This window comes from Sporosarcina jeotgali (assembly GCF_033304595.1).
Lineage (GTDB): Bacteria > Bacillota > Bacilli > Bacillales_A > Planococcaceae > Sporosarcina > Sporosarcina jeotgali.
This window is the reverse complement of record NZ_CP116341.1, coordinates 759,080-777,698: the sequence shown is the minus strand read 5'-3', so window position 1 is coordinate 777,698 and position 18,619 is coordinate 759,080. Positions and strand designations below refer to the sequence as shown.

The 18,619-nt window shown below is 41.6% G+C and carries 22 protein-coding genes and 1 pseudogene; 4 read left to right on the top strand and 19 right to left on the bottom strand.

Annotation, left to right across the window (positions count from 1 at the left end; translation table 11 throughout):
• Positions 1–325 precede the first annotated feature (325 nt).
• From PGH26_RS03545 to PGH26_RS03530, 4 genes are all read right to left on the bottom strand, one after another.
• The gene (locus PGH26_RS03545; protein ID WP_323692652.1) at positions 326–1,438 is read right to left on the bottom strand and encodes an S-layer homology domain-containing protein; all 1,113 of its coding nucleotides are present in this window, start codon (positions 1,436–1,438) and stop codon (positions 326–328) included.
• A gap of 245 nt (positions 1,439–1,683) precedes the next feature.
• Positions 1,684–2,202: a hypothetical protein gene (locus tag PGH26_RS03540; protein WP_323692651.1), complete on the bottom strand. Its 519-nt coding sequence runs from the start codon at positions 2,200–2,202 to the stop codon at positions 1,684–1,686.
• Between the two features lie 2 nt (positions 2,203–2,204).
• Complete coding sequence (locus PGH26_RS03535; protein WP_323692650.1) at positions 2,205–2,627, bottom strand: hypothetical protein; 423 nt, start codon at positions 2,625–2,627, stop codon at positions 2,205–2,207.
• Complete coding sequence (locus tag PGH26_RS03530; RefSeq protein WP_323692649.1) at positions 2,614–3,255, bottom strand: ParA family protein; 642 nt, start codon at positions 3,253–3,255, stop codon at positions 2,614–2,616. Before PGH26_RS03530 ends, PGH26_RS03535 begins: the two co-directional genes overlap by 14 nt.
• A gap of 111 nt (positions 3,256–3,366) precedes the next feature.
• Between PGH26_RS03530 and PGH26_RS03525 the strand changes: the two genes are divergently transcribed.
• The 4 genes from PGH26_RS03525 to PGH26_RS03510 all read left to right on the top strand — a co-directional run bounded on the left by PGH26_RS03525 (position 3,367) and on the right by PGH26_RS03510 (position 6,344).
• Positions 3,367–3,897, top strand: a complete 531-nt coding sequence (locus PGH26_RS03525) for a DUF6431 domain-containing protein (RefSeq protein WP_323690950.1) — start codon at positions 3,367–3,369, stop codon at positions 3,895–3,897.
• Between the two features lie 134 nt (positions 3,898–4,031).
• Positions 4,032–5,294, top strand: coding sequence for a DDE-type integrase/transposase/recombinase (locus PGH26_RS03520; protein ID WP_323690949.1), 1,263 nt, complete (start codon positions 4,032–4,034; stop codon positions 5,292–5,294).
• Positions 5,287–6,090, top strand: coding sequence for an ExeA family protein (locus PGH26_RS03515; RefSeq protein WP_323690948.1), 804 nt, complete (start codon positions 5,287–5,289; stop codon positions 6,088–6,090). The genes PGH26_RS03520 and PGH26_RS03515 overlap by 8 nt, the downstream gene beginning before the upstream one ends.
• Positions 6,087–6,344: a DUF5348 domain-containing protein gene (locus tag PGH26_RS03510; RefSeq protein WP_323690947.1), complete on the top strand. Its 258-nt coding sequence runs from the start codon at positions 6,087–6,089 to the stop codon at positions 6,342–6,344. The genes PGH26_RS03515 and PGH26_RS03510 overlap by 4 nt, the downstream gene beginning before the upstream one ends.
• Before the next feature lie 82 nt (positions 6,345–6,426).
• On the opposite strand, the gene PGH26_RS03505 is transcribed toward PGH26_RS03510, so the two are convergent.
• The 15 genes and pseudogenes from PGH26_RS03505 to PGH26_RS03435 all read right to left on the bottom strand — a co-directional run bounded on the left by PGH26_RS03505 (position 6,427) and on the right by PGH26_RS03435 (position 18,554).
• Entirely contained in the window at positions 6,427–6,936 is a 510-nt protein-coding gene (locus PGH26_RS03505) for a ParA family protein (RefSeq protein ID WP_323692648.1), read from the bottom strand.
• 548 nt (positions 6,937–7,484) lie between these two features.
• A pseudogene (locus tag PGH26_RS03500) lies at positions 7,485–7,598 on the bottom strand (flagellin); the annotation flags it as partial.
• Between the two features lie 343 nt (positions 7,599–7,941).
• Positions 7,942–8,673, bottom strand: a complete 732-nt coding sequence (locus PGH26_RS03495) for a flagellin N-terminal helical domain-containing protein (RefSeq protein WP_323692646.1) — start codon at positions 8,671–8,673, stop codon at positions 7,942–7,944.
• A 202-nt stretch (positions 8,674–8,875) separates the two neighbouring features.
• Positions 8,876–9,097, bottom strand: coding sequence for a carbon storage regulator CsrA (gene csrA / locus PGH26_RS03490; RefSeq protein WP_323692645.1), 222 nt, complete (start codon positions 9,095–9,097; stop codon positions 8,876–8,878).
• 1 nt (position 9,098) lies between these two features.
• Positions 9,099–9,542, bottom strand: coding sequence for a flagellar assembly protein FliW (fliW, locus tag PGH26_RS03485; protein ID WP_323692644.1), 444 nt, complete (start codon positions 9,540–9,542; stop codon positions 9,099–9,101).
• Between the two features lie 26 nt (positions 9,543–9,568).
• Positions 9,569–10,123: a DUF6470 family protein gene (locus PGH26_RS03480; RefSeq protein ID WP_323692643.1), complete on the bottom strand. Its 555-nt coding sequence runs from the start codon at positions 10,121–10,123 to the stop codon at positions 9,569–9,571.
• Positions 10,124–10,197: 74 nt separating this feature from the next.
• The gene (gene flgL, locus PGH26_RS03475) at positions 10,198–11,127 is read right to left on the bottom strand and encodes a flagellar hook-associated protein FlgL (RefSeq protein ID WP_323692642.1); all 930 of its coding nucleotides are present in this window, start codon (positions 11,125–11,127) and stop codon (positions 10,198–10,200) included.
• A gap of 18 nt (positions 11,128–11,145) precedes the next feature.
• Positions 11,146–12,720 carry a flagellar hook-associated protein FlgK gene (gene flgK / locus PGH26_RS03470; RefSeq protein WP_323692641.1) on the bottom strand — a complete coding sequence of 525 codons (1,575 nt, stop codon included), beginning with the start codon at positions 12,718–12,720 and terminating at the stop codon, positions 11,146–11,148.
• A 13-nt stretch (positions 12,721–12,733) separates the two neighbouring features.
• Positions 12,734–13,231 carry a flagellar protein FlgN gene (locus tag PGH26_RS03465; protein WP_323692640.1) on the bottom strand — a complete coding sequence of 166 codons (498 nt, stop codon included), beginning with the start codon at positions 13,229–13,231 and terminating at the stop codon, positions 12,734–12,736.
• A gap of 35 nt (positions 13,232–13,266) precedes the next feature.
• Positions 13,267–13,536, bottom strand: coding sequence for a flagellar biosynthesis anti-sigma factor FlgM (gene flgM, locus PGH26_RS03460; protein WP_323692639.1), 270 nt, complete (start codon positions 13,534–13,536; stop codon positions 13,267–13,269).
• 415 nt (positions 13,537–13,951) lie between these two features.
• Positions 13,952–14,365 (bottom strand): TIGR03826 family flagellar region protein, encoded by a 414-nt coding sequence (locus PGH26_RS03455; RefSeq protein WP_323692638.1) that lies wholly within the window; start codon positions 14,363–14,365, stop codon positions 13,952–13,954.
• Between the two features lie 18 nt (positions 14,366–14,383).
• Positions 14,384–14,995, bottom strand: a complete 612-nt coding sequence (locus tag PGH26_RS03450; protein WP_323692637.1) for a ComF family protein — start codon at positions 14,993–14,995, stop codon at positions 14,384–14,386.
• Complete coding sequence (locus tag PGH26_RS03445; protein WP_323692636.1) at positions 14,992–16,371, bottom strand: ATP-dependent helicase ComFA; 1,380 nt, start codon at positions 16,369–16,371, stop codon at positions 14,992–14,994. Before PGH26_RS03445 ends, PGH26_RS03450 begins: the two co-directional genes overlap by 4 nt.
• Positions 16,372–16,389: 18 nt before the next feature.
• Positions 16,390–17,244, bottom strand: coding sequence for a DegV family protein (locus PGH26_RS03440; RefSeq protein ID WP_323692635.1), 855 nt, complete (start codon positions 17,242–17,244; stop codon positions 16,390–16,392).
• Between the two features lie 77 nt (positions 17,245–17,321).
• Entirely contained in the window at positions 17,322–18,554 is a 1,233-nt protein-coding gene (locus PGH26_RS03435) for an EAL and HDOD domain-containing protein (RefSeq protein ID WP_323692634.1), read from the bottom strand.
• Positions 18,555–18,619: the final 65 nt, after the last annotated feature.

The window sequence follows — 18,619 nt, the reverse complement described above, 5'->3', positions numbered from 1 at the left end:
CTAAAAAGAAATAATTTATAGACATCCAATAGGGTGTCTTTTTTCATTGGGAAGAGGTTCCAGCTTGAATAAACACAATTTGAATACTTACAATAATGTATTCAGCCAGGACATTCGGTAACAGACGAAGAGTCGAACCAGCACTGAACAGTTTCATACAAATAAACAGAATAGTGTCTGAACTGTTTATGGTCCAGGTACCTGCTCTAATATTCCTTGAAGAAAAAAAGAGACGGACTCATTGGCACGATGTGATATATGGGCTCGCCTCTTTGGATTGCTGAGTTTTGTGTATTGGAAAAACCCAGTTTTTGTACATATTCAGTTATTTTGCATATTTCACATATAAGTGGGTTTTGGAACTGTTTTCTTTACTGAACTCATACCCATTCACGATAACTTTTTTGTTTGTACTTAGTACTGTATCAATGGCTGTGATAATTTGATTTTTTGTTAGGTTTTCATCGTTATGCAGAATGAGTCGTATTGCAAGGCTGATTTTGTCAGGCTGTGATGTTACGCTGAATCCATATCCCCTGCCTTGGTTTGTTATTCCTTGCATATCTTCTTTTATCCATTCCATGACTTCAGGTGTTTCCAAGTATAGGTTTTTGTCTTCGGTTACATATGCGATTTGATTCATTGGTGCTCGTTCGAACTTTAACCCTTTATATTCAAACGTTTTTCCTTCTTTAAACAACTGGTCCAATGACTTGTTACTTGTCGGCGGAGTTGGCTTTGTTGGCGGTTCTGGTTTCACAGGCGGAGTGGGTTTTACAACTTCATCCTTCTTTAGTTCGCCTGTTACTTCCAACATGTTGTAGATTGCCAATACGGTTTCCAATCGTGACCCTTGCTCATTTGGTTTGAATGCGTTGTTCGCACGCGGTGCCATGATGCCGAAGTTGTTCAAGCGTTGCACAGCAACCGATGATTTTTGTCCGATAGACCCACGGTCCGCATAATCCACAGGTTTCAGTTTGTTGAAGTTTCCGCGTTGTTGCAACATGTTGTCCAACATGATTGCCATGTCGGCACGGGCGATAAAGTTTTCAGGCTTGAATCGACCATCTGGATAACCAGCAACGACATTATAATGATAGGCTATGATGATGCCATCATATGTCGTGACGTTTTTCGTAACGTCTTTGAATGATTTCGGTTCTTCAGGTGCTTTCAAACCATATGCCCTTGAGATAAATGCCGCGAATTGTCCACGTGTTACAGGTGCCGTTGGTCGGAATGTTCCGTCGTTGAATCCTGAGATGACGCCACGGTCAACCAATACGTTGATTTTTACTTGCTCACTTGCCGATAATTCACTTACGTCCTTGAATTTCGTTACGTCTGTTGTCTCGTCTGCTTGTGCGGGTACTACGATTGCGGGCATTGCAACCGCCATTGCCATTGCAGCAACAAATATTTTTGATGTTTTCATGATGAATCATACCCCCATTCTAATTTTTTTGTCCTATGAATGTGCCATTGACGTGTTTTTTGGTGAACATACATCCTAGCAATGATAATATAGTCAAAGTTCATTTGCGCGATTGCTTTAAGCATCAAGAGCATCAAGTACTTGGACCTCATACAATTCAGAATAATGTCTGATTTGTGTGTGGTCCAGTACTGACTATAATTAACTGAATAGTTTCCGAATTGTGTTGCGCACAGGCACGCGATTTAAATTAAAACAGGAAGTACTTTTACACCAGAATGTACTACGCCACTCAGCTTCTTATAAAAGGTTAAATTTCTATCAATTGTTTTATAGTATTCTTGATATCGATTTTCATCAACACACCCTTTAATATCTTTCGAAAATTTCTTATATGTTTCTGAAAATCTATAATCTAAGTCCTCAAAGTTTTCCGAAGTTTTTTCCATTATCATTAATTCTCTTTCTCTTTCAAGTACAAACTTGAAGTTCGCTTCCTGCGCTGACCTTAACATAAGTAGAGCACTTCGACATTGTCCAGTGAATAATGCAAATGAAGATTCCAACAACAATGAGAATGTCATATTAAATTCAGTATTAAAAAATCTTTTAGTTTCAACCCTATTTCTTAAAGAATTAACCACAAATAAATACGAAAATACTTTAGTTAATTCTTTTTTATTATTAAAAATAAATTCTTTTTTCACATCAACTAGTTCTATAAATTTAACAAATTCAGTCTGCGCCTTTTCATTTAAAACCATCTTTATCTCCCTTCCTTATTTTTACTAATGGAACTAACCCAGCCTATTACATCATCCTCTAATTTATTGGATTTATTTTTAGGATCTGTATCTTTTCTTTGAACAAATTCCATTCTATCTAAATAGGTTGAAATACGTTTTACTGAATATGAAATATTCAAATCCTCATATTTATTTATTAAATCTTTTAATAATCTCGAAGCTAAATAGGGGCGAGCTTTAAATAGATACTCACTGTACTCTATATCAAAAACCTCACTAATAAAGTAGTTTAGCTCGATGTTTTTCTGAAAAACTTCCTTATCCAAAATTAATTCATATATCAAACCTAAATATAAACTTTTTGTTTGTTGTAATGAAAACTTATTTTTATTAATAACACTAAACTCTTTAATAAAATCTTTCTTCTCCTCATTTGTTTTCATATACTTTTTCAGCCTTTCTTGCCTCTTCAGATTCTTCACTCATTGATACTTTTTGAATTATTTCATGGACAACCTTTGAAATTGAATTTTTTAGTGCTTCGTGCTTTGTACCACCTTCCTCATATAAGGAAAATTTTAAGGGTACGGATGATTGATAAGGAACCTCCGTTTCAAAAAATGACTGAGGTATAGTCTTTTGAAGTCTTTCTTTTAGTTTACTTGCAATAGGCATTTCATGCGTTAAAGTAAATAACACTCCTAGAGACTTAATAGGCACACGACCTACGTCTCTTCTGTACATTGTATAAAACTTATATATACCAGATTTACTATCATAAAAAGTCGATTGTACTAAATTCTCTAACAGACCTATCCCAATACTTGAAAATAAATCAACTTTACTTGGAATAATATAATAGTCTGAAGCAAATAAACTAGCCTGTGTTAAGATAGTCCAGTTGGGAGGGCAGTCAATAATTATGTAATGGTATTTCTCCCTAAAGTTATACGTTTCAAAATGATCTTCCAATACATTATGCTTTCCACTTGTGTCACCATATAGCGACTCAAATAAATCCAGGTCTCCAGGAATTAAATCAAGGTTTTCCTTAATACTGTAGACGCTCACTTTAAACCATCAGAAAAGACTATGCCTTTTTCAAATTCCTCCAGATTGCACACTGTACACTTCTGAGATAATATGCTAAATTTTTTGCATATTAATTCGGGAGGTTTTTTTATGATCATTTCTCATAACTTTGGAATCGGATTAAAAGAATATCAAGAACGAGGGATTTCCAACGCATTTCCTCTATTTGATCACTGTCCACATTGTCATTGTGTATCACATGGAAACATCCATCGTCACGGATTCTATTGGAGAAATGGAGTGAATGATGAACTAACCGTTAGAATTCCCATTTGTCGTATGAAATGTTTGATGTGTCAAACGAGTTTTTCCATCTTGCCTGACTTTCTTCTCCCATACTTCCAATACACGCTTTTTACGATTCTTAGCCGTATTAAACGCGTTCTTGATGGAAAGAAGAACAATACTTATCGGCAATTACTACACTTTCATTTGAAACGTTATTTGAAGAATTTAAAATGGATTCATAGCTATTTCATAGACAATGGGAGTGTTTCGGGGATTTCTTGCGATGAAAGAAAAGAAGCCAAAAAATATATGAAAAGGATCCTGGATTTTGGCGAATCCTCCTTCTTACGAAGGAGCTGGGGTCACTTATCAAAATATTTTATGGCACATTAATTCTACCACAAACCACTAGATAATTTACAGATTATTTATCCCACACACCTTTTTCATAGTCGGATAATTGGGATAAATGTAGAATAATACTCATGGATGACCGGTCGTCCTTCCAATTAAAGGAGGAAGATTCCATGAATGAAAAAACAAGAGATGAAGTGGCCTTGTTTCGTTACGGCCTCATTGCGCCATTAGTAAATCAACAAGTTGAGGCAAAGACGTATTTGAATGAGATTGAAGGAAAGATGCATATGGTTCCACATTATGGTGAACGTAAAATCGCAGCTAAAACTGTACAGGAGTGGCTACTTCACTATCGAAGAAATGGCTTTGAAGCGTTAAAACCAAAGAAGCGTGCAGATCGAGGCGTATCAAGGAGGCTCTCGTCAGATGAACAGGATCATCTACTGGACAAACGAAAAAAATCCCTCCATATGCCCATCAGCGTCTTCTACGAACAACTGATTAAGAAAGGAGAGATCAACAAAAATGAAGTTTCATACTCTACTATAAATCGATTATTGAAAAAACACAACCTTGTGGGGAAACATATTGGAGTAACGCAGGAAAGAAAACGATTTGCCCACGACAAAGTAAACGTACTATGGCAGGCAGACTTATCCCATGGACCGTACCTAACGATAAAAGAGAAAAGCGTAAAAACCTTTTTGATCGCCTATATAGACGATTGTTCAAGGTTAGTGCCCTACGGGCAGTTTTTCACATCGGAAAAGTTTGATGGATTACGTGTTGTCACAAAGGAAGCATTAATTAGACGGGGCAAGCCAACCATTATTTACGCAGATAACGGTAAGATTTATCGCTCCGAAACATTACAGTATGCCTGTGCTCAAATAGGCATCACGCTCGCACACACACAGCCCTATGATCCTCAAAGTAAAGGCAAAATAGAAAGGTTTTTCAAAACCGTCCAGACACGTTTCTATCCGCTTTTAAGAAAAGATCCTGTCCATTCTGTAGAGGAGTTAAATGAGCGCTTCTGGCGATGGCTAGAAGAAGATTATCACCGTAGAGTGCATGCTTCCCTTGAAGGACAAACCCCTCATGAGGTCTTTCAGTCTCAGCTTGATCATGTAACCTTCCTTGAGGATATCGATGTGCTAGATACAATTTTCTTGAAACGTGAGCATAGGAAAGTAAAAGCAGACAGCACAATTACGCTAAATAAGAAACTGTATGAAGTACCCAATCGCTTCATAGGGGAGTCGATTGATATACGAATCGATGATAAAGGGGTTTATATTTTTGAAGAAGATAAACGTGTGGGAGAAGCAATCCTGGTCAACGTACATGACAACGCACACGTAAAGAGAACACGTTCTCCATTCTCTGTAGCTATCCATTCAGAAGAGAATGGAGGTAAGACACATGTATAAATCATTTTACTCCTTAGCACGCACTCCATTTTCAAAGGAATTGGGATCGTCAGAAGCTTTCCAGTCTGAGGATTATCAGGGTGCTATACAAGGACTACAGTATTTACAGAAATCAAAAGGAATCGGTCTCTTGATAGGCGATCCAGGTGTTGGCAAGACATTCACCCTCAGAATGTTCACAGAATCACTGAATCCGTCCTTGTATCATGTCGTCTATTTCCCCCTGTCTACCGGAGGCGTCATGGATTTCTATCGGGGTCTCATCTACGGTCTTGGAGAAGAGCCTAAATTTAGGAAGGTGGATCTTTTTCGGCAAATCCAACAAGGTATCGAAAGAATGGCTGTCGAAAGGAAGATGACTCCTGTTTTCATCCTGGACGAGATGCATATGGCAAAGGATGCTTTTCTTCAAGATATTGCGCTCCTGTTTAACTTTCAAATGGATTCCAAGACGCCATTCATCTTAATTTTATCTGGATTACCTCACCTAAAAACGCGCTTACAATTACAGCATAATCGTCCGCTAGCGCAGCGTCTTATTATGAAATACGAAATTCATGCCCTTTCAAAGGACGAAGTCGTTACCTATATCGCTCATCACATGACATTAGCAGGAGCTAAAATGCCAATCTTTAATGAAAATGCGATAGAAGCCATTGCCTTGCGTTCACAAGGATGGCCGAGGGCCATCAACACATTAACCATTAACAGCTTATTATTTGGAGCCCAATTGAAAAAGGAAGTCATTGATGAGGAAGTTGTTCAGTTAGCCATTGAGGATGGTAGCTTATCATGAAACGAGGGATATTGGTCTATGATCACTCTATTGAAGAATGGCGCCTATGGATAGGACACACACGCTACTGGATCCAGCAGGGCTATTCATTCGAAGTCAAGATTGATCAGTATTATTTCACTGCATTTCTAGAAAAAGATAATGATTGGTTGGTAACTTTAAATGGGGACGTTGTGTTCACGCTTCATGAACACGAGATTTATAAAGTACGCGTTCAAAAAGAAGATTATATTCCAGTAGATGCCCCTTTCTAAGGGGTATTTCTTACGAATCGCTAGCTGAATTAATTTGAAAATATATATTCACATTATGAGATAATGTGAAAAACTGAGCGCATTACCCCAGATTTACTCCTGGTTTATTGTGCAAAACAGTAGCTGGAATATTGTGCCCGGTTACATTAATACTATATATTAAAGACGGCGTATCTATAGGCATTACTATATTTTCGTTGACAAACAAACTTCTTACTGTTGTCCCTTTTGCTTTCAATTCATTATATATCAACTGGGATGATATTTCTTTCTTATAACTTTCATCTTGGCTTACGTCTTCTGTTTCGTCCTCACTCCCAGTACTAACAGATTCCACGTCAGAACCTTCTAGTTTTTCCTTCAATTCGTTACGTATGTCTTCTAAAAGTTCTTTCTTTATATTATCCTTATGGTGTCTAAATTGATGGTTAAGCAATGCCTGTGTCGCATTAAATTGAGGATCCATATCCACCACTAATACATTAAAGCCTTTTCTAGAAAAGTTATCAGCTATATTTATAGCTGTAGAGGTTTTTCCTACCCCACCCTTTAAGTTTATAAATGAAATAATTTCAGCCTTATTTTTATCCATTTTCCCACTCCTATTTTGCAAATACTTCTTCTAAAACATTTTATGTAAATACTACAAACATTCATTTGGGTGAAATCTTAAAAAATTACCTCACATTACCTATAAGAATAAAGATATCAAACATTTAATTAATATAAAAACGCGATCCAGTTGCCCGGATCGCGTTTTGGTAACCTTATTAACGTAGTAATTGAAGTACGCCTTGTGGTTGCTGGTTCGCTTGCGATGCGTCCTATATATTTCTATAAAGGTCAGACTATATCTTCATCCTGCAGATTAACAGGAGCTGGGCACTTCGAATGTTACGACTCGTAACACCCTACGGATTTCATCGTCATAGCGTGTGCCTTAGACGGTGTATCCTAGTCGTTGAACGTTCCCCACGGTTTCCCGACAGGGGCTTCGCTGCTGATTGTCCAATCTCTTCTTTTTCAAACCGTCACGTTTACCGTTTCCAGTTCCGCTGTGGTTGAAGAGCTCTCAGGAGGTTCCAGCAATTCACCCAGTGATGCTCTTACTTGTTACCAAGTAAGACGCCCGTGAATACATTAACGAAGGAGTTGTAACACGCCTTGCGGTGCTGTATTCGCTTGAGCTAACATAGCTTGTGCTGCTTGAGTTAAGATGTTGTTCTTTGTGAAGTCCATCATCTCTTTCGCCATCGTGCGAACATTAGCTTTCACTAATGACTAGACTATATCTTCACCCTCCGTTTCCGGTAGGGGTCGGGCACTTCGGTTGTGCAAGATACTCACTCTTGCAGTCCCTACGGATTTCATCATCATGGCTTTCGCGGTAGATGGTCTATCCTAGTCGTTGAACCTTCTCCACTCTTTCGAGACAGGAGCTTGGCTGCTGATTGCCCAATCTGTTCTTTTTTCAAGCGTTCACGCTGACCGTTTCCAGTTACGTTGTAGCAAGAACAGTTTAAGGGGTTTCCAGCAATTCACCCGATCGTACTCTCTGACCGTTACCAGTCAGGACGACTGTGTTTGTTTCCGTTGCTTACGCAGCGGATAAAACATAATCCACGTCTCTGATGCGTGACTCAGCTTGAGTCAAGTTCTCAGAAGATGTGCCTAAGTTGTTGATTGTGTGCTCTAGTCGATTTTGGAATGCACCCATCTGTGATCTAGATTTAGAAACAGAAGCTATTCCATTTTCTATACCCGTAATTGCTGCCTGTGAAGTCGCCTTGTCTGTTAAAGCCAATGCGGAGATATCAACAGCATCTTCACCAAGTGACGCAGCTGTCTGAGCTTTCCAACTAACTGTGATTTTTTCTCCTGCATTTGCTCCTACTTGAATGTCAAGAGTCTGATCGGCACCCAAGATTGCTTTCTTGTTAAACTGAGTTTCAGTTGAAATACGTCCGATTTCTAGTTTTAGAGCTTGAAATTCGTCATCTAAGTTACCCTGATCAGCGGCTGTATTAGTATCGTTTGAAGACTGTACCGCAAGCTCACGCATACGTTGTAAGATATCATGAGTTTCGTTTAGTGCACCTTCAGCAGTTTGAATCAAAGAAATACCATCTTGAGCATTTTTGGCTGCCATGTCTAGTCCGCGAATTTGTCCGCGCATTTTTTCAGAGATTGCAAGACCTGCTGCGTCATCTCCAGCTTTGTTAATTTTCAAACCTGAAGATAGTTTCTCCAAGTTCTTAGAAGCTTGTGCGTTGTTTGACCCTAGTTGACGGTGTGTGTTCATTGCTGCGATGTTATGATTAATAATCATTGTGTTTTCCTCCTTGAGTTTTGAGGTTCACGTCCTTGTGAACCCGATAATTTTATTGTCAGCTTGAGTCAGGATGTCGGCCGTTCCACCCTTCTCTTGCTTACACTATTAATATCGGATCACGTATGTAAGTGTTTAGTCTTTTTTAGAAGTTTTAATAAAGTTTTTAAAAGAAAAGAAGAACCGCACTGGACGGCTCTTCTTAGTTTTTATTCTTGAGTTGTTCGAATACATTAAGGTCAATCGAAATCGCTTCTGTATTGCTTTCCGATATCGATTGAACGAGTTCACCACGAAGGATATCGACTGATTTTGGTGCTTCGATACCAATACGAACAGTATCACCTTTTACTTCAATAATGCGAATTTCGATGTTGTCACCGATTTGAATCGATTCATTTGGTTTACGTGAGAGGACGAGCATATTACTGCGCCCCCTTTGCTGCTAGTTCACCAATTGGATGGCGTAGATTATATTTTGTATCATTCAAGATCATTTGTTTCGCTTTTTGATTGTTAGTGTTAAAGATTAGTGGTCCTTGAAGATTGAGTGTAGACGTTTCAAATGGTTGCTTTAACGACATGATTACAAGTACCGTAAACTCTTCTTGTGATTGGATGTTAAGAAGTTCGATTGTCGAATCATCGATTTTAAACGAATAGTCGGGCACTAATGGAAACGGGTTAGAAACTATAAGTCCGATAATGGGTGTTGTGGTTGACTGCATCACTTGAAATGTATTGTTTCCTTCTATTGGTAGTAAGACGAAAGTTTTCTCTTGTTCTAGACCTGGCAATCCGTTTGGGAAAGTCCATTGCGAAATGTCTTTAATTTCTATTTCTCCGTGAAATTTCGTTTGAATATTCATATTGGTTGCTCCTTCATCTTTCTATATTATCCTTTCCAGTCAATCTGGATAGATGCGTGTTGTTCCATTTGGCCAGATACTTTGCCTGGTGTGTATGTGTGAATCGTTTTGTTTACTTGTGCGTTATGAATGACCTGTTGAGGTCTTACGTTAATAGATAGTGTGCCCGGGGTAATATCTGTTTGGATTTTTGTCCTGTCGCCTACGAATCGTATGCCAACTGGTGAATCTAGTGTTGTTGTGTTTTGTTTTGCGATATCTGCTATGGTGTTGCCACCGTTTTCGATTTTCATAAGTTGCTGACCTTCTGACGCGCGACGACCTGTGCCTTCAGATACTTGCTGCATCCCGTATTGAGCATTTTCACTAATTCGTCTAAACACACTCTTCATATCGAGGTCCGCACGATTTTCAGTTGTATCTAGTGATAGCTGAGGACGCGTGGTTGACATTTCTAGAATAGCTGCAGGTTGTTCAATTTGCTGTGTTGATTTAGGTTGTTCGATTTGTTGAATGGGTTTATCAATTTGCAATCCTAGTTTTGCAGACGTTGTTTGAATTTGAAGTTGCGGGATATTCACGTCGATCACCTTCCTTTATCTTAATTAACAAAAAGGTAGACACTTCAATATCCAGTGTCTACCTTTTTAGAAATTTATCGCAGGAAGTCCACCAAGGATGGTTGAATAATACGTGCACCTACAGAAAGTGCGGCGCGATGTATAGATTCTGAAGTAATCATTTCTGTAATGGCTTTTTCCATATCAACATCTTCGTTTAACGACCGTTGTTTCTTCGCTGCGCCTTCTTGCATTTCCAGACGGTTGTGCATGAGTTCTGCACGATTCGAACGTGCACCAATGTCGGCACGCTTTGTCAATACAACGTCTAGTTGTTTATCAATATTTGAAATGGCTTCCCCGAAATTAATGTTATCATCCGCTTCACCTGTTGCATCTACTTTCGCATTAAGTCCGTCAAATAGTTTATCAATATCTTTAAACATTTCAGCTGCATTCGTATTAACGCGTAATGATACCGAGTCGAATACTTCAATTTCTACATTACTCGTATATCCATCTATTATAGGTCCAGTAGGCGCAGGAACATCGGTTGCTAAGTTAGGATATCCGCCATTATCTTTATCATACAATGGCTTATCCGTCATCGTCCCGCTGAAGAGATATTTATCTCCAACTTTGGTATTCGCTAAGTCTCGCATTTGTTCTTGCAGCTGGTTGAGTTCAATTTTAATTTTATCGCGATCGTCTTTCGTCATGGAACCAGTGTTAGCTGCGTTCGTTGCAAGTTCTTTAGCTCGCTGTAAAATCGATCCAGCTCCGTCCAATGCATCCTCAGAACTATCCAGCCAGTTGTTCACTTGACCTAAGTTCTTTTGATACTGATCCACTTTTTCAACTTGCATGCCATAACCTAAACTTTTCATCACGACTACGGGATCATCAGAAGGACGAGTCACTTTTTTACCTGTATCGATTTGTTCTTGGAGTTTACCCAATTTATTATAACTGCTAGACAGATTACGTAGCATATTATTAGAAAGCATTGATTGTGTTACACGCATTACAGTAATTCCTCCTTATTATCTACCGACGACACCCATACCGTTGATGATTTTGTCTAATGTTTCATCTACAACAGTAATCATACGAGCAGATGCGTTATATGCTTGTTGGAATGAAATCATATTGGTCATCTCTTCATCAAGGGATACAGAACTGATAGAATCGCGTCGGTTAGACACAGCGCCTAATAGCGTTCCAGCATTTTTTGTCATATTGATGGCTTGTTGACCTTTGACACCTAGTTCCCCGATGATTTTACCTGAGAAGAAGGATTGAACGCTATCGTTACCAAGATCAATGTCTTTATCGAATAAGACATCACCAAGATTTTTTGCATTGTTTCCATTTCCTGCTTCTGCTGTCGCTGAATCAGAGGCTGCTAGTCTACTTGGATCATCTTGAATTTTAGAATTAATCTTAATAGTACTCGCACTAATAGTCCCATCACTCGGAACGAAGAAGTCTAATCCTTTATCACCTTTTGAATCTGTACCTGATTTGTGAACCTCATTAAATTTTTCAGCAAATTTCTGAGCCATTAGGTTCAGCTTATCAATCATCTCTGGATAAAGTCCTTTTCCATCGTCCTTACCAAAAGAATTCACTAGAGATTTTAATTTGCCTTGGTCGAGGAAGTCTTCATGTCTAATATAAGTTGGTGTTCCTGTTTCTTCCACCATATTTCTATCTACTTTCATATCACTTCCATCGGGATTGAGCTTCACTAAATAGAATCCTTCAATATCTCCGTTAGGGTTAACGTTATCCGAAGATGTATTGACAGACTTAGTTCGCATCTGAGCAAATTCTTTGCCTTCTACAACTTTTAAGCCTTCACTGCCTTTAGTTTTAATCGTAACTGTTACACTACCTTCAGCAATAGCCAATGCGTTTCCACCGGACTTTTCATACTTCACTTCAATTGGAACGAGTTGCGATAACTGATCTAATAGGTTGTCTCGTGCATCATACAAATCATTCGGCATGTACCCATTAGGCTCAACATCCGTAATTTGTTTATTTAAATCGCCGACTTGTTTCAAAATGGAGTTGATTGTGTTGACTGAAGCGCCAATCTCTTTTCCAAGATTATCTTGAATGTTTTTCAATGATTTATGAATATAATTGAAAGAATCAGCAACGGCTACGCCTCTTTCAACCACAACTGCACGTGCTCCGCCATTTTCAGGATCTGTAGAAAGTACACCAAGTGATTTCCAGAAGTCTGTGAGTGATTGCTGTAATCCGTATTCCGAGGGTTCCGCTAATACATCTTCCATTTGAGAAATGGCATCTGTTCGAGATTCCCAGTATCCTAGTTTGTTTGTTTCATCTCTAAATTGTTTATCTACAAATCCATCACGAATACGTTGAATAGAACCCGCTGTTACTCCGGTACCAAGAAATCCAGGCATCGTTCCAGCATTCAATCCTACTCCCGGGAATCCTGAAGTAGCTTCCATATTCACACGCTGACGTGAATAACCAAGCGTATTGGCATTACTAATATTATGCCCTGTCGTATAAAGAGCGGACTGCTGGGTTTGCAGGCCGCGTTTGCTTGTTTCTAATCCCATAAATGTGGAACCCATTATTGTGTCCTCCTCAAGCTTGCGAATCGAATGATGCTAGTTTTTTAGTTGTTGGATTGCCTTGCACTTCGTTTTTTGAGTAGTTCACGGATTCGGTCCGTGGACGGACCATGTCCAGCGACAGATTCACGAATTGAAGCGATTGGTAGGTGAGCTTCTGGTTCAGATCGTTCTGCCATTTCAATTCATGAATCGCGTGCAGGAGACGGTCCTTCGCCTCCTTGAGCTGTGTGTGTTCCGGCTCTTGGATGATGTTGAGCACATCGGTGATGGTCGGTTGCAAGGGTACCGGACGTCCTTGTTCGGTGAAAAACGCAACGACTGCTGTTTCGCGGGCTTTGTCTGTCTGCAGGATTGCAGCGAGATGGGCCTGCTCGTCTTTTAGCAGCTGATCGAGTCCGCTGATGTCGTTCTGCTTGATGAGTACCGTTTTTTCGTTCGCGATGCGCAGCAGGCTTCTATGAAGTTTCTCCAATTGGTCGAGCTGACCTAGAATCGATTCGATTGTCATGGGATTCCCTGCTTTCTCCTGTTAAATGCGCCCGCTTATTGTTTGGGCTGGTAATAGCCGATCAGATCGGAAGCGAGCTGTTCCGCGTCGACCTTATATGTGCCGGCTTGGATTTGAGCTTTCAATGCGCTGACTTTTTCGTTTCGCTGTGCTGTCACAGGATTTACTTCAGAAAGTGATTTTGCCTCTTTCGAAATTTCCAGTCTGTCGCTTTGAACCGTTTTCTCGAGGTTCGCTTTTTCATTTTTCACTTGATTCGCCCGGTACGGGTTCACAGGTGGGATAGGGTTGTTATTAATCTTCATGTGCTCTCGCTCCTTTGGAATGGTTTTACTCTTACTTACTATTTCGGCTGAATTCCGAGTAGTTGAAGGGTCTTTCGTACGAAATTACGGTTTTACCGATAACTACATCTCTATACCTACTGGTTTGGCAGCGCTTTACACATACCCGTTTTAAACGTTTTAAAACTAATTCTTTGGTAGGAACGGTGTTGATTTACGTTACAGGCGGACGCTTTCCTAGGGGCTCGACTTCAGCCTCCTCGTCGCTAACGCTCCTGCGGGGTCTTCAGTCTTCGCTTATCCCTAAGGAGTCGCCGCCTTTCACTCCAATCAACGGGATTCTAATAGGCGGTTTTGGTGTCATTTAATATAAATCACAAGAATAGTTAAAGGCAGTCTAGACAGCCTTTGCAAAGCTACTGCGACTGCCTTTTGATTATCTTTTACGTTCAGATAGATAGGTTGCTTGTTCTTTTTGCTGGATGGCTTCTCTGAATTCTGTTGCGGCTTCGAAGGTTTTCAGGTCTGATTTCAGGTCGGCTGTGCATGTGTCGCATAGTTTTCCTTTGGAAGTCAGCTTGCCGCAATTATCGCATGGATAGCCTAGATTCGGAAACATTGCGGGCTGCAAGCGTCCTTTTCGTACCCATTTGTGGAGCATGGATTCTGTTGCTTCGGTCATTTCGACGATGCGTTCGACTGTGGCTGCGCGGTTTTCTCGTTTACGTAGGAAGCGGTACACTTCTTCGTAAACGCGTTCTTCGTTCATGCCGCATTTTCCGCATACTTCGCGGACGCCTGTGTAGTTGAAAAAGTCGCCGCATGATGGGCAATGTCTTAGTTCTGCCATATTGAGTTCCTCCTAGAATCATTTCTGAATGGATCGTATGAGTGTCACTGCTTCTACCCGTGCGGCGCCGGCTCGTTTCAAGACGGCTGCTGCCTGGCGCAGTGTTGTTCCTGTTGTATAGATGTCATCTACAAGCCGATAAGTAATTGGTTGAACTGCTGCACTTGGTATTAATTCAAATAAATTCTCCATATCGAGCCGTTCTTGTTTCGACTTTTCTCCCATGACACCCGTCGTTGTTTTTTTAAGAAGCTGGATGTAAGGTCGCTTTGCTTCATTCAATAACGTTTCAACGTGTGAAAATGTCCGTAACCGTGCACGTTCGGGATGCATGGGAATCGGCACGATGATGTCCTTGCTGGAAAATGACTGCCACAGTTCCTTGGCAAACACTTGTGCAAGAGCAAGGTCCTGCAAGAACTTATATTGATGAAGCCAGTCGCGCATGGCGTCGTCATACTCGTAAAGAGAATGAACGGAATCCAGTACGTAGCCATCTTCCTTTATGTCGGCACGAACGAAGCGTTTTGAACAGTCGTCACAAAGTGTCTTTTTCTTTTCCAGTCCGAAGAACGATTGCCAGGAAGCGATTTCTGAGATGGGTTTCATACAGAGTAAGCATGGGTTCACTTCGCATCGCCTCCCGCGTTTAATCGTTCAATTTCCCGGCGTGCGCTGTCCATCGCGTAACTGATGCCGTTGTGGAACAGGACGAAATCACCTGACGGATGGTTCACGTTTCGTCCGACACGTCCTCCGATTTGGACGAGTGCGCCTTTGTCGAAAATGGATTGTTCTGCACCGACGACCGCCACTTGGACATTTTTGATGGTAATGCCGCGTTCCAGAATGGTTGTCGTGAGTAATCCGGGTATCTTCCCTGCACGCAAGTCTTGGACGTGCTGTTTTCGATCAGGATGCGCGGAATGGACAGCTCGAATTCGATCGTCTAATTGGCGAAACGCATTTTCTGCTTTCATCATTAATTCAATTTCATGAAAGAATACTAGGAAAGGTTCGTTTAGTTCGAGCCGTTTTATGATCCATTTCTCGAGAGCTTTCGGGAGTTTTCCTTTAGATAGCTGTTTGGAGTAGTTCCAGAGTGGTTCGTTTCGCGGTCCTGGCAGTGGATGGCCGTGATAGCGTCGATAGATTGTGGACACAGCACCTGTTTTCTTTATTTCCGTGAGTAGTCTGTCGGACGGTGTTGCAGTGACAAAATGGATCGGTGCTCCGGGTTTCGCAGCTTTTCGAACCGCTTGCTGCAGTGTTTTCTCTGCAGTATAGGGAAACGCATCGGCTTCATCGACAAAAATCGCATCGAATGCGCGACGGAATCGGTAGAGCTGATGGGTTGTCGCTAAGATGAGCTGGGCGTCGAATGCTGTAACGTCCGCTCCGCCATATAGCGCTTCTAGCTTTGTGGATGGAAATGCGGCACGCAGCCTTGGTTCAAGTTCTAAGATCACGTCAACTCTAGGCGCTGCAATACAGACCCGCTTCCCCGCTGTCAGTAATTTATGAATCGGTTCAAATAAAATTTCTGTCTTTCCAGATCCGCACACTGCGTGAATAAGATGCGGACGGGCTAGCACAGTGCTTTCATACAGTTCTTCAGATGCCCGCTTCTGATGTTTCGTCAACGTTCCTTCCCAAGCAAGTGCGTGTTCAGTCGGATATTCCGTTTTCGGTCCGTTCCATATGATGAGTTCTGTACAAACGGATACCCTTCCCATTTGCAGACAGTTTCGACAATACGCACATGGGCCATCACATCGCAAACAATGGAAAGTGGTAACTAACTGTGGGTCTTCATTTTCACAACGTGCACATTTACAGTGAAGCTGACCCAAAAGCCCTTTTTTCATCGTAACGCCAGGAATCGTTTCAATCATTCCGTTTTCAATATGTTCGTCAATTTTCTCCACAGAAAAAGGGGTGTGCTGACGCAACCAAATGCGACCGTCCAGAAAGTCTCTGACGGCCGGATCGAATGGTTTGTTCATCCGCACACCCCCTGCTGTTTAGTTGTTCGTTTTTCGTTTGACCCAGCCGAGTCCCATGGCACCTTCACCGAGGTGAGTACCGATAACGGGACCGAAATGGCTGATCGTGAATTTGACGTCCGGGAGACGTTCGCTCAATTCTGCCAGCCAGAGTTCAGCCTCTTCGGGTTGATTGCCATGAATGATCGAGGCTTCCAGCGGCATTTTTGCTGCGTCTTCCGCCAGTAAATCCGCAATCCTCTTCATTGCTTTCTTGCGTGTGCGGATTTTCTCGAATGGCACGATGACTTTATCGACAAAATGCAAGATGGGTTTCACTTGTAACAGTCCGCCAATCAATGCCTGAGCACTGGATAGTCTGCCGCCGCGCTGCAAGTGTGATAGATCGTCGACCATGAAGTATGCACGCATCGTTTGTTTCATGTCAGCGAGTTCGCTCATGATGTCGTCAATCGATGCTCCTGCCTGTGCCAGTTCCGCTGCGCGAATGGCGTAGAACCCTTGCATATAACAGGAAATTTCCGAATCGAATGCACGAACGTCCAGGTCTTCATCCAACTCACCGGCTTGGACTGCACCGGTGTATGTACCGCTGATGCCGCTCGATAAATGTATGGAAACGATTGCGTCTGCTCCAGCCTTTTTCAACTCGGTGAATTTCGCTGCGAATTGTCCGACGGACGGCTGCGATGTCTTTGGCAGCGGACCGTCACCGCGTACTTTGTCGTAGAATTCTTCAGTCGTCAAATCGATTTCTTCATCATAATCTTGTCCATCTATTGTCACTGCTAGCGGTACGACGTGGATCTGTAGCCGCTTGCGCAAGTCTTCAGGTAAGTAGGCCGTACTGTCTGTAACGACTGCAATGTTCACTCTCATCAACTCCTTTCCCCATTCTACCGAATTGCTCAACAATAGGGAAATGCTATAGGACCGAAAATGAAAGTTTTTTAGTCCAGCTGCCGTCCCCAGCGGATGGCTTCTTGCGAATACACGCACAGGTCGTTCAACGGGATGTCGAGTTCTTTGCATAACGCTTTCATTCTTGGCAAATCGAGCCGTTCGACCGCAATGGCCATTTGAAGATACGGAGCCATCTGCGTCGACTTGCCCATAAGTGTGTGCATGACGTCGTCCGATAACGGAATGTCGTGTTCAATTTCGTCCCAATCCCGCTGCAGGATGACGTTCAGCATGGAAAACATGCCGACTAAGAAATATTCATCGGAGTTTTGCTGGCCCAGCCGTTTTGCGAGCAGCTCACACATTTTTGCGCGGACGAGGGAGTAGTCGACGAGCGCTTTGATACGCCCTTTTCCGTCCCCGACACCCATTTGATGGATGGTAATGATATAGAGCCACTTTTTCGTTTCTTGCAGTCCGATCAGGATGATTGCCTGCTGTATCGACTTGATTTTCTTTGGTATGCCGAACGCATACGTGTTGATGAAGCGCAGCAGTTTGTATGTCAGCGACATGTCTTGTGTAATGAGACTTGCCACATCCTTAATACTGGGGAGTTCCGTATTCAATCGATCCATGATTCGGAAATTGTGTTCTTCTATAGACGGTACTTCTGCCCCTGAAACAACTTCAGGTGTGGCAAAGAAATACCCTTGGAACAACGTATAGCCAGCCTTTTTCGCTTCTTCGAATTCGACTTCTGTTTCAATCTTTTCTGCGAGCAGCTGAACGTTCGGATACATACGCACGAAGTTTTGAATGCGCTGGCGTTCCGCGCGGTCTGATTGGATGAAATCGACTTTGATGAAATCGACGAGCGGGAACAGCCCTTTTTCGACTTCGTATTCTTTACTCAGCACAAAGTCATCGAGCGCAATCCGAAAGCCCTGGTTTTTTAATTTACGAAGTTTCGTCAGCAGCGTCGGCGTAATTTCGACATCTTCCAACACTTCAATAATGACTCTGGCTGGATTTAAATGATCGTATAGATCTTGTGCTAACAATTCACCTGTAAAGTTGATGAAAGAAGGATAGGCACCAGAGACGCGGTCCACTCCAATTGTGAGGAATGTATTGACTAAGACACCGATTGTCGCTTTCTCGGGATTGACGTCAGGAAATCGGTTCACTTCACTGTTGCGATACAAAAGTTCATAACCGAAAAGGTTTCCATTTCGGTCTAAAATCGGTTGTCTTCCTACAAATACACTTGCGTCCACTGGGATTCCACCTATCTAGTCCATTTTCCTATATTGTAGCAAATTGGAACTACATTGCAAGTTTG

Coding starts and splice junctions, on each gene's coding strand:
- PGH26_RS03515 (WP_323690948.1), top strand. CDS start 5,287: ATGTATAAATCATTTTACTCCTTAGCACGCACTCCATTTTCAAAGGAA.
- PGH26_RS03445 (WP_323692636.1), bottom strand. CDS start 16,371: ATGAACAAACCATTCGATCCGGCCGTCAGAGACTTTCTGGACGGTCGC.
- csrA (WP_323692645.1), bottom strand. CDS start 9,097: ATGCTCGTCCTCTCACGTAAACCAAATGAATCGATTCAAATCGGTGAC.
- PGH26_RS03520 (WP_323690949.1), top strand. CDS start 4,032: ATGAATGAAAAAACAAGAGATGAAGTGGCCTTGTTTCGTTACGGCCTC.
- PGH26_RS03510 (WP_323690947.1), top strand. CDS start 6,087: ATGAAACGAGGGATATTGGTCTATGATCACTCTATTGAAGAATGGCGC.
- PGH26_RS03540 (WP_323692651.1), bottom strand. CDS start 2,202: ATGGTTTTAAATGAAAAGGCGCAGACTGAATTTGTTAAATTTATAGAA.
- PGH26_RS03545 (WP_323692652.1), bottom strand. CDS start 1,438: ATGAAAACATCAAAAATATTTGTTGCTGCAATGGCAATGGCGGTTGCA.
- PGH26_RS03525 (WP_323690950.1), top strand. CDS start 3,367: ATGATCATTTCTCATAACTTTGGAATCGGATTAAAAGAATATCAAGAA.
- fliW (WP_323692644.1), bottom strand. CDS start 9,542: ATGAATATTCAAACGAAATTTCACGGAGAAATAGAAATTAAAGACATT.
- flgK (WP_323692641.1), bottom strand. CDS start 12,720: ATGGGTTCCACATTTATGGGATTAGAAACAAGCAAACGCGGCCTGCAA.
- flgL (WP_323692642.1), bottom strand. CDS start 11,127: ATGCGTGTAACACAATCAATGCTTTCTAATAATATGCTACGTAATCTG.
- PGH26_RS03455 (WP_323692638.1), bottom strand. CDS start 14,365: ATGGCAGAACTAAGACATTGCCCATCATGCGGCGACTTTTTCAACTAC.
- PGH26_RS03495 (WP_323692646.1), bottom strand. CDS start 8,673: ATGATTATTAATCATAACATCGCAGCAATGAACACACACCGTCAACTA.
- PGH26_RS03535 (WP_323692650.1), bottom strand. CDS start 2,627: ATGAAAACAAATGAGGAGAAGAAAGATTTTATTAAAGAGTTTAGTGTT.
- PGH26_RS03465 (WP_323692640.1), bottom strand. CDS start 13,231: ATGACAATCGAATCGATTCTAGGTCAGCTCGACCAATTGGAGAAACTT.
- PGH26_RS03505 (WP_323692648.1), bottom strand. CDS start 6,936: ATGGATAAAAATAAGGCTGAAATTATTTCATTTATAAACTTAAAGGGT.
- flgM (WP_323692639.1), bottom strand. CDS start 13,536: ATGAAGATTAATAACAACCCTATCCCACCTGTGAACCCGTACCGGGCG.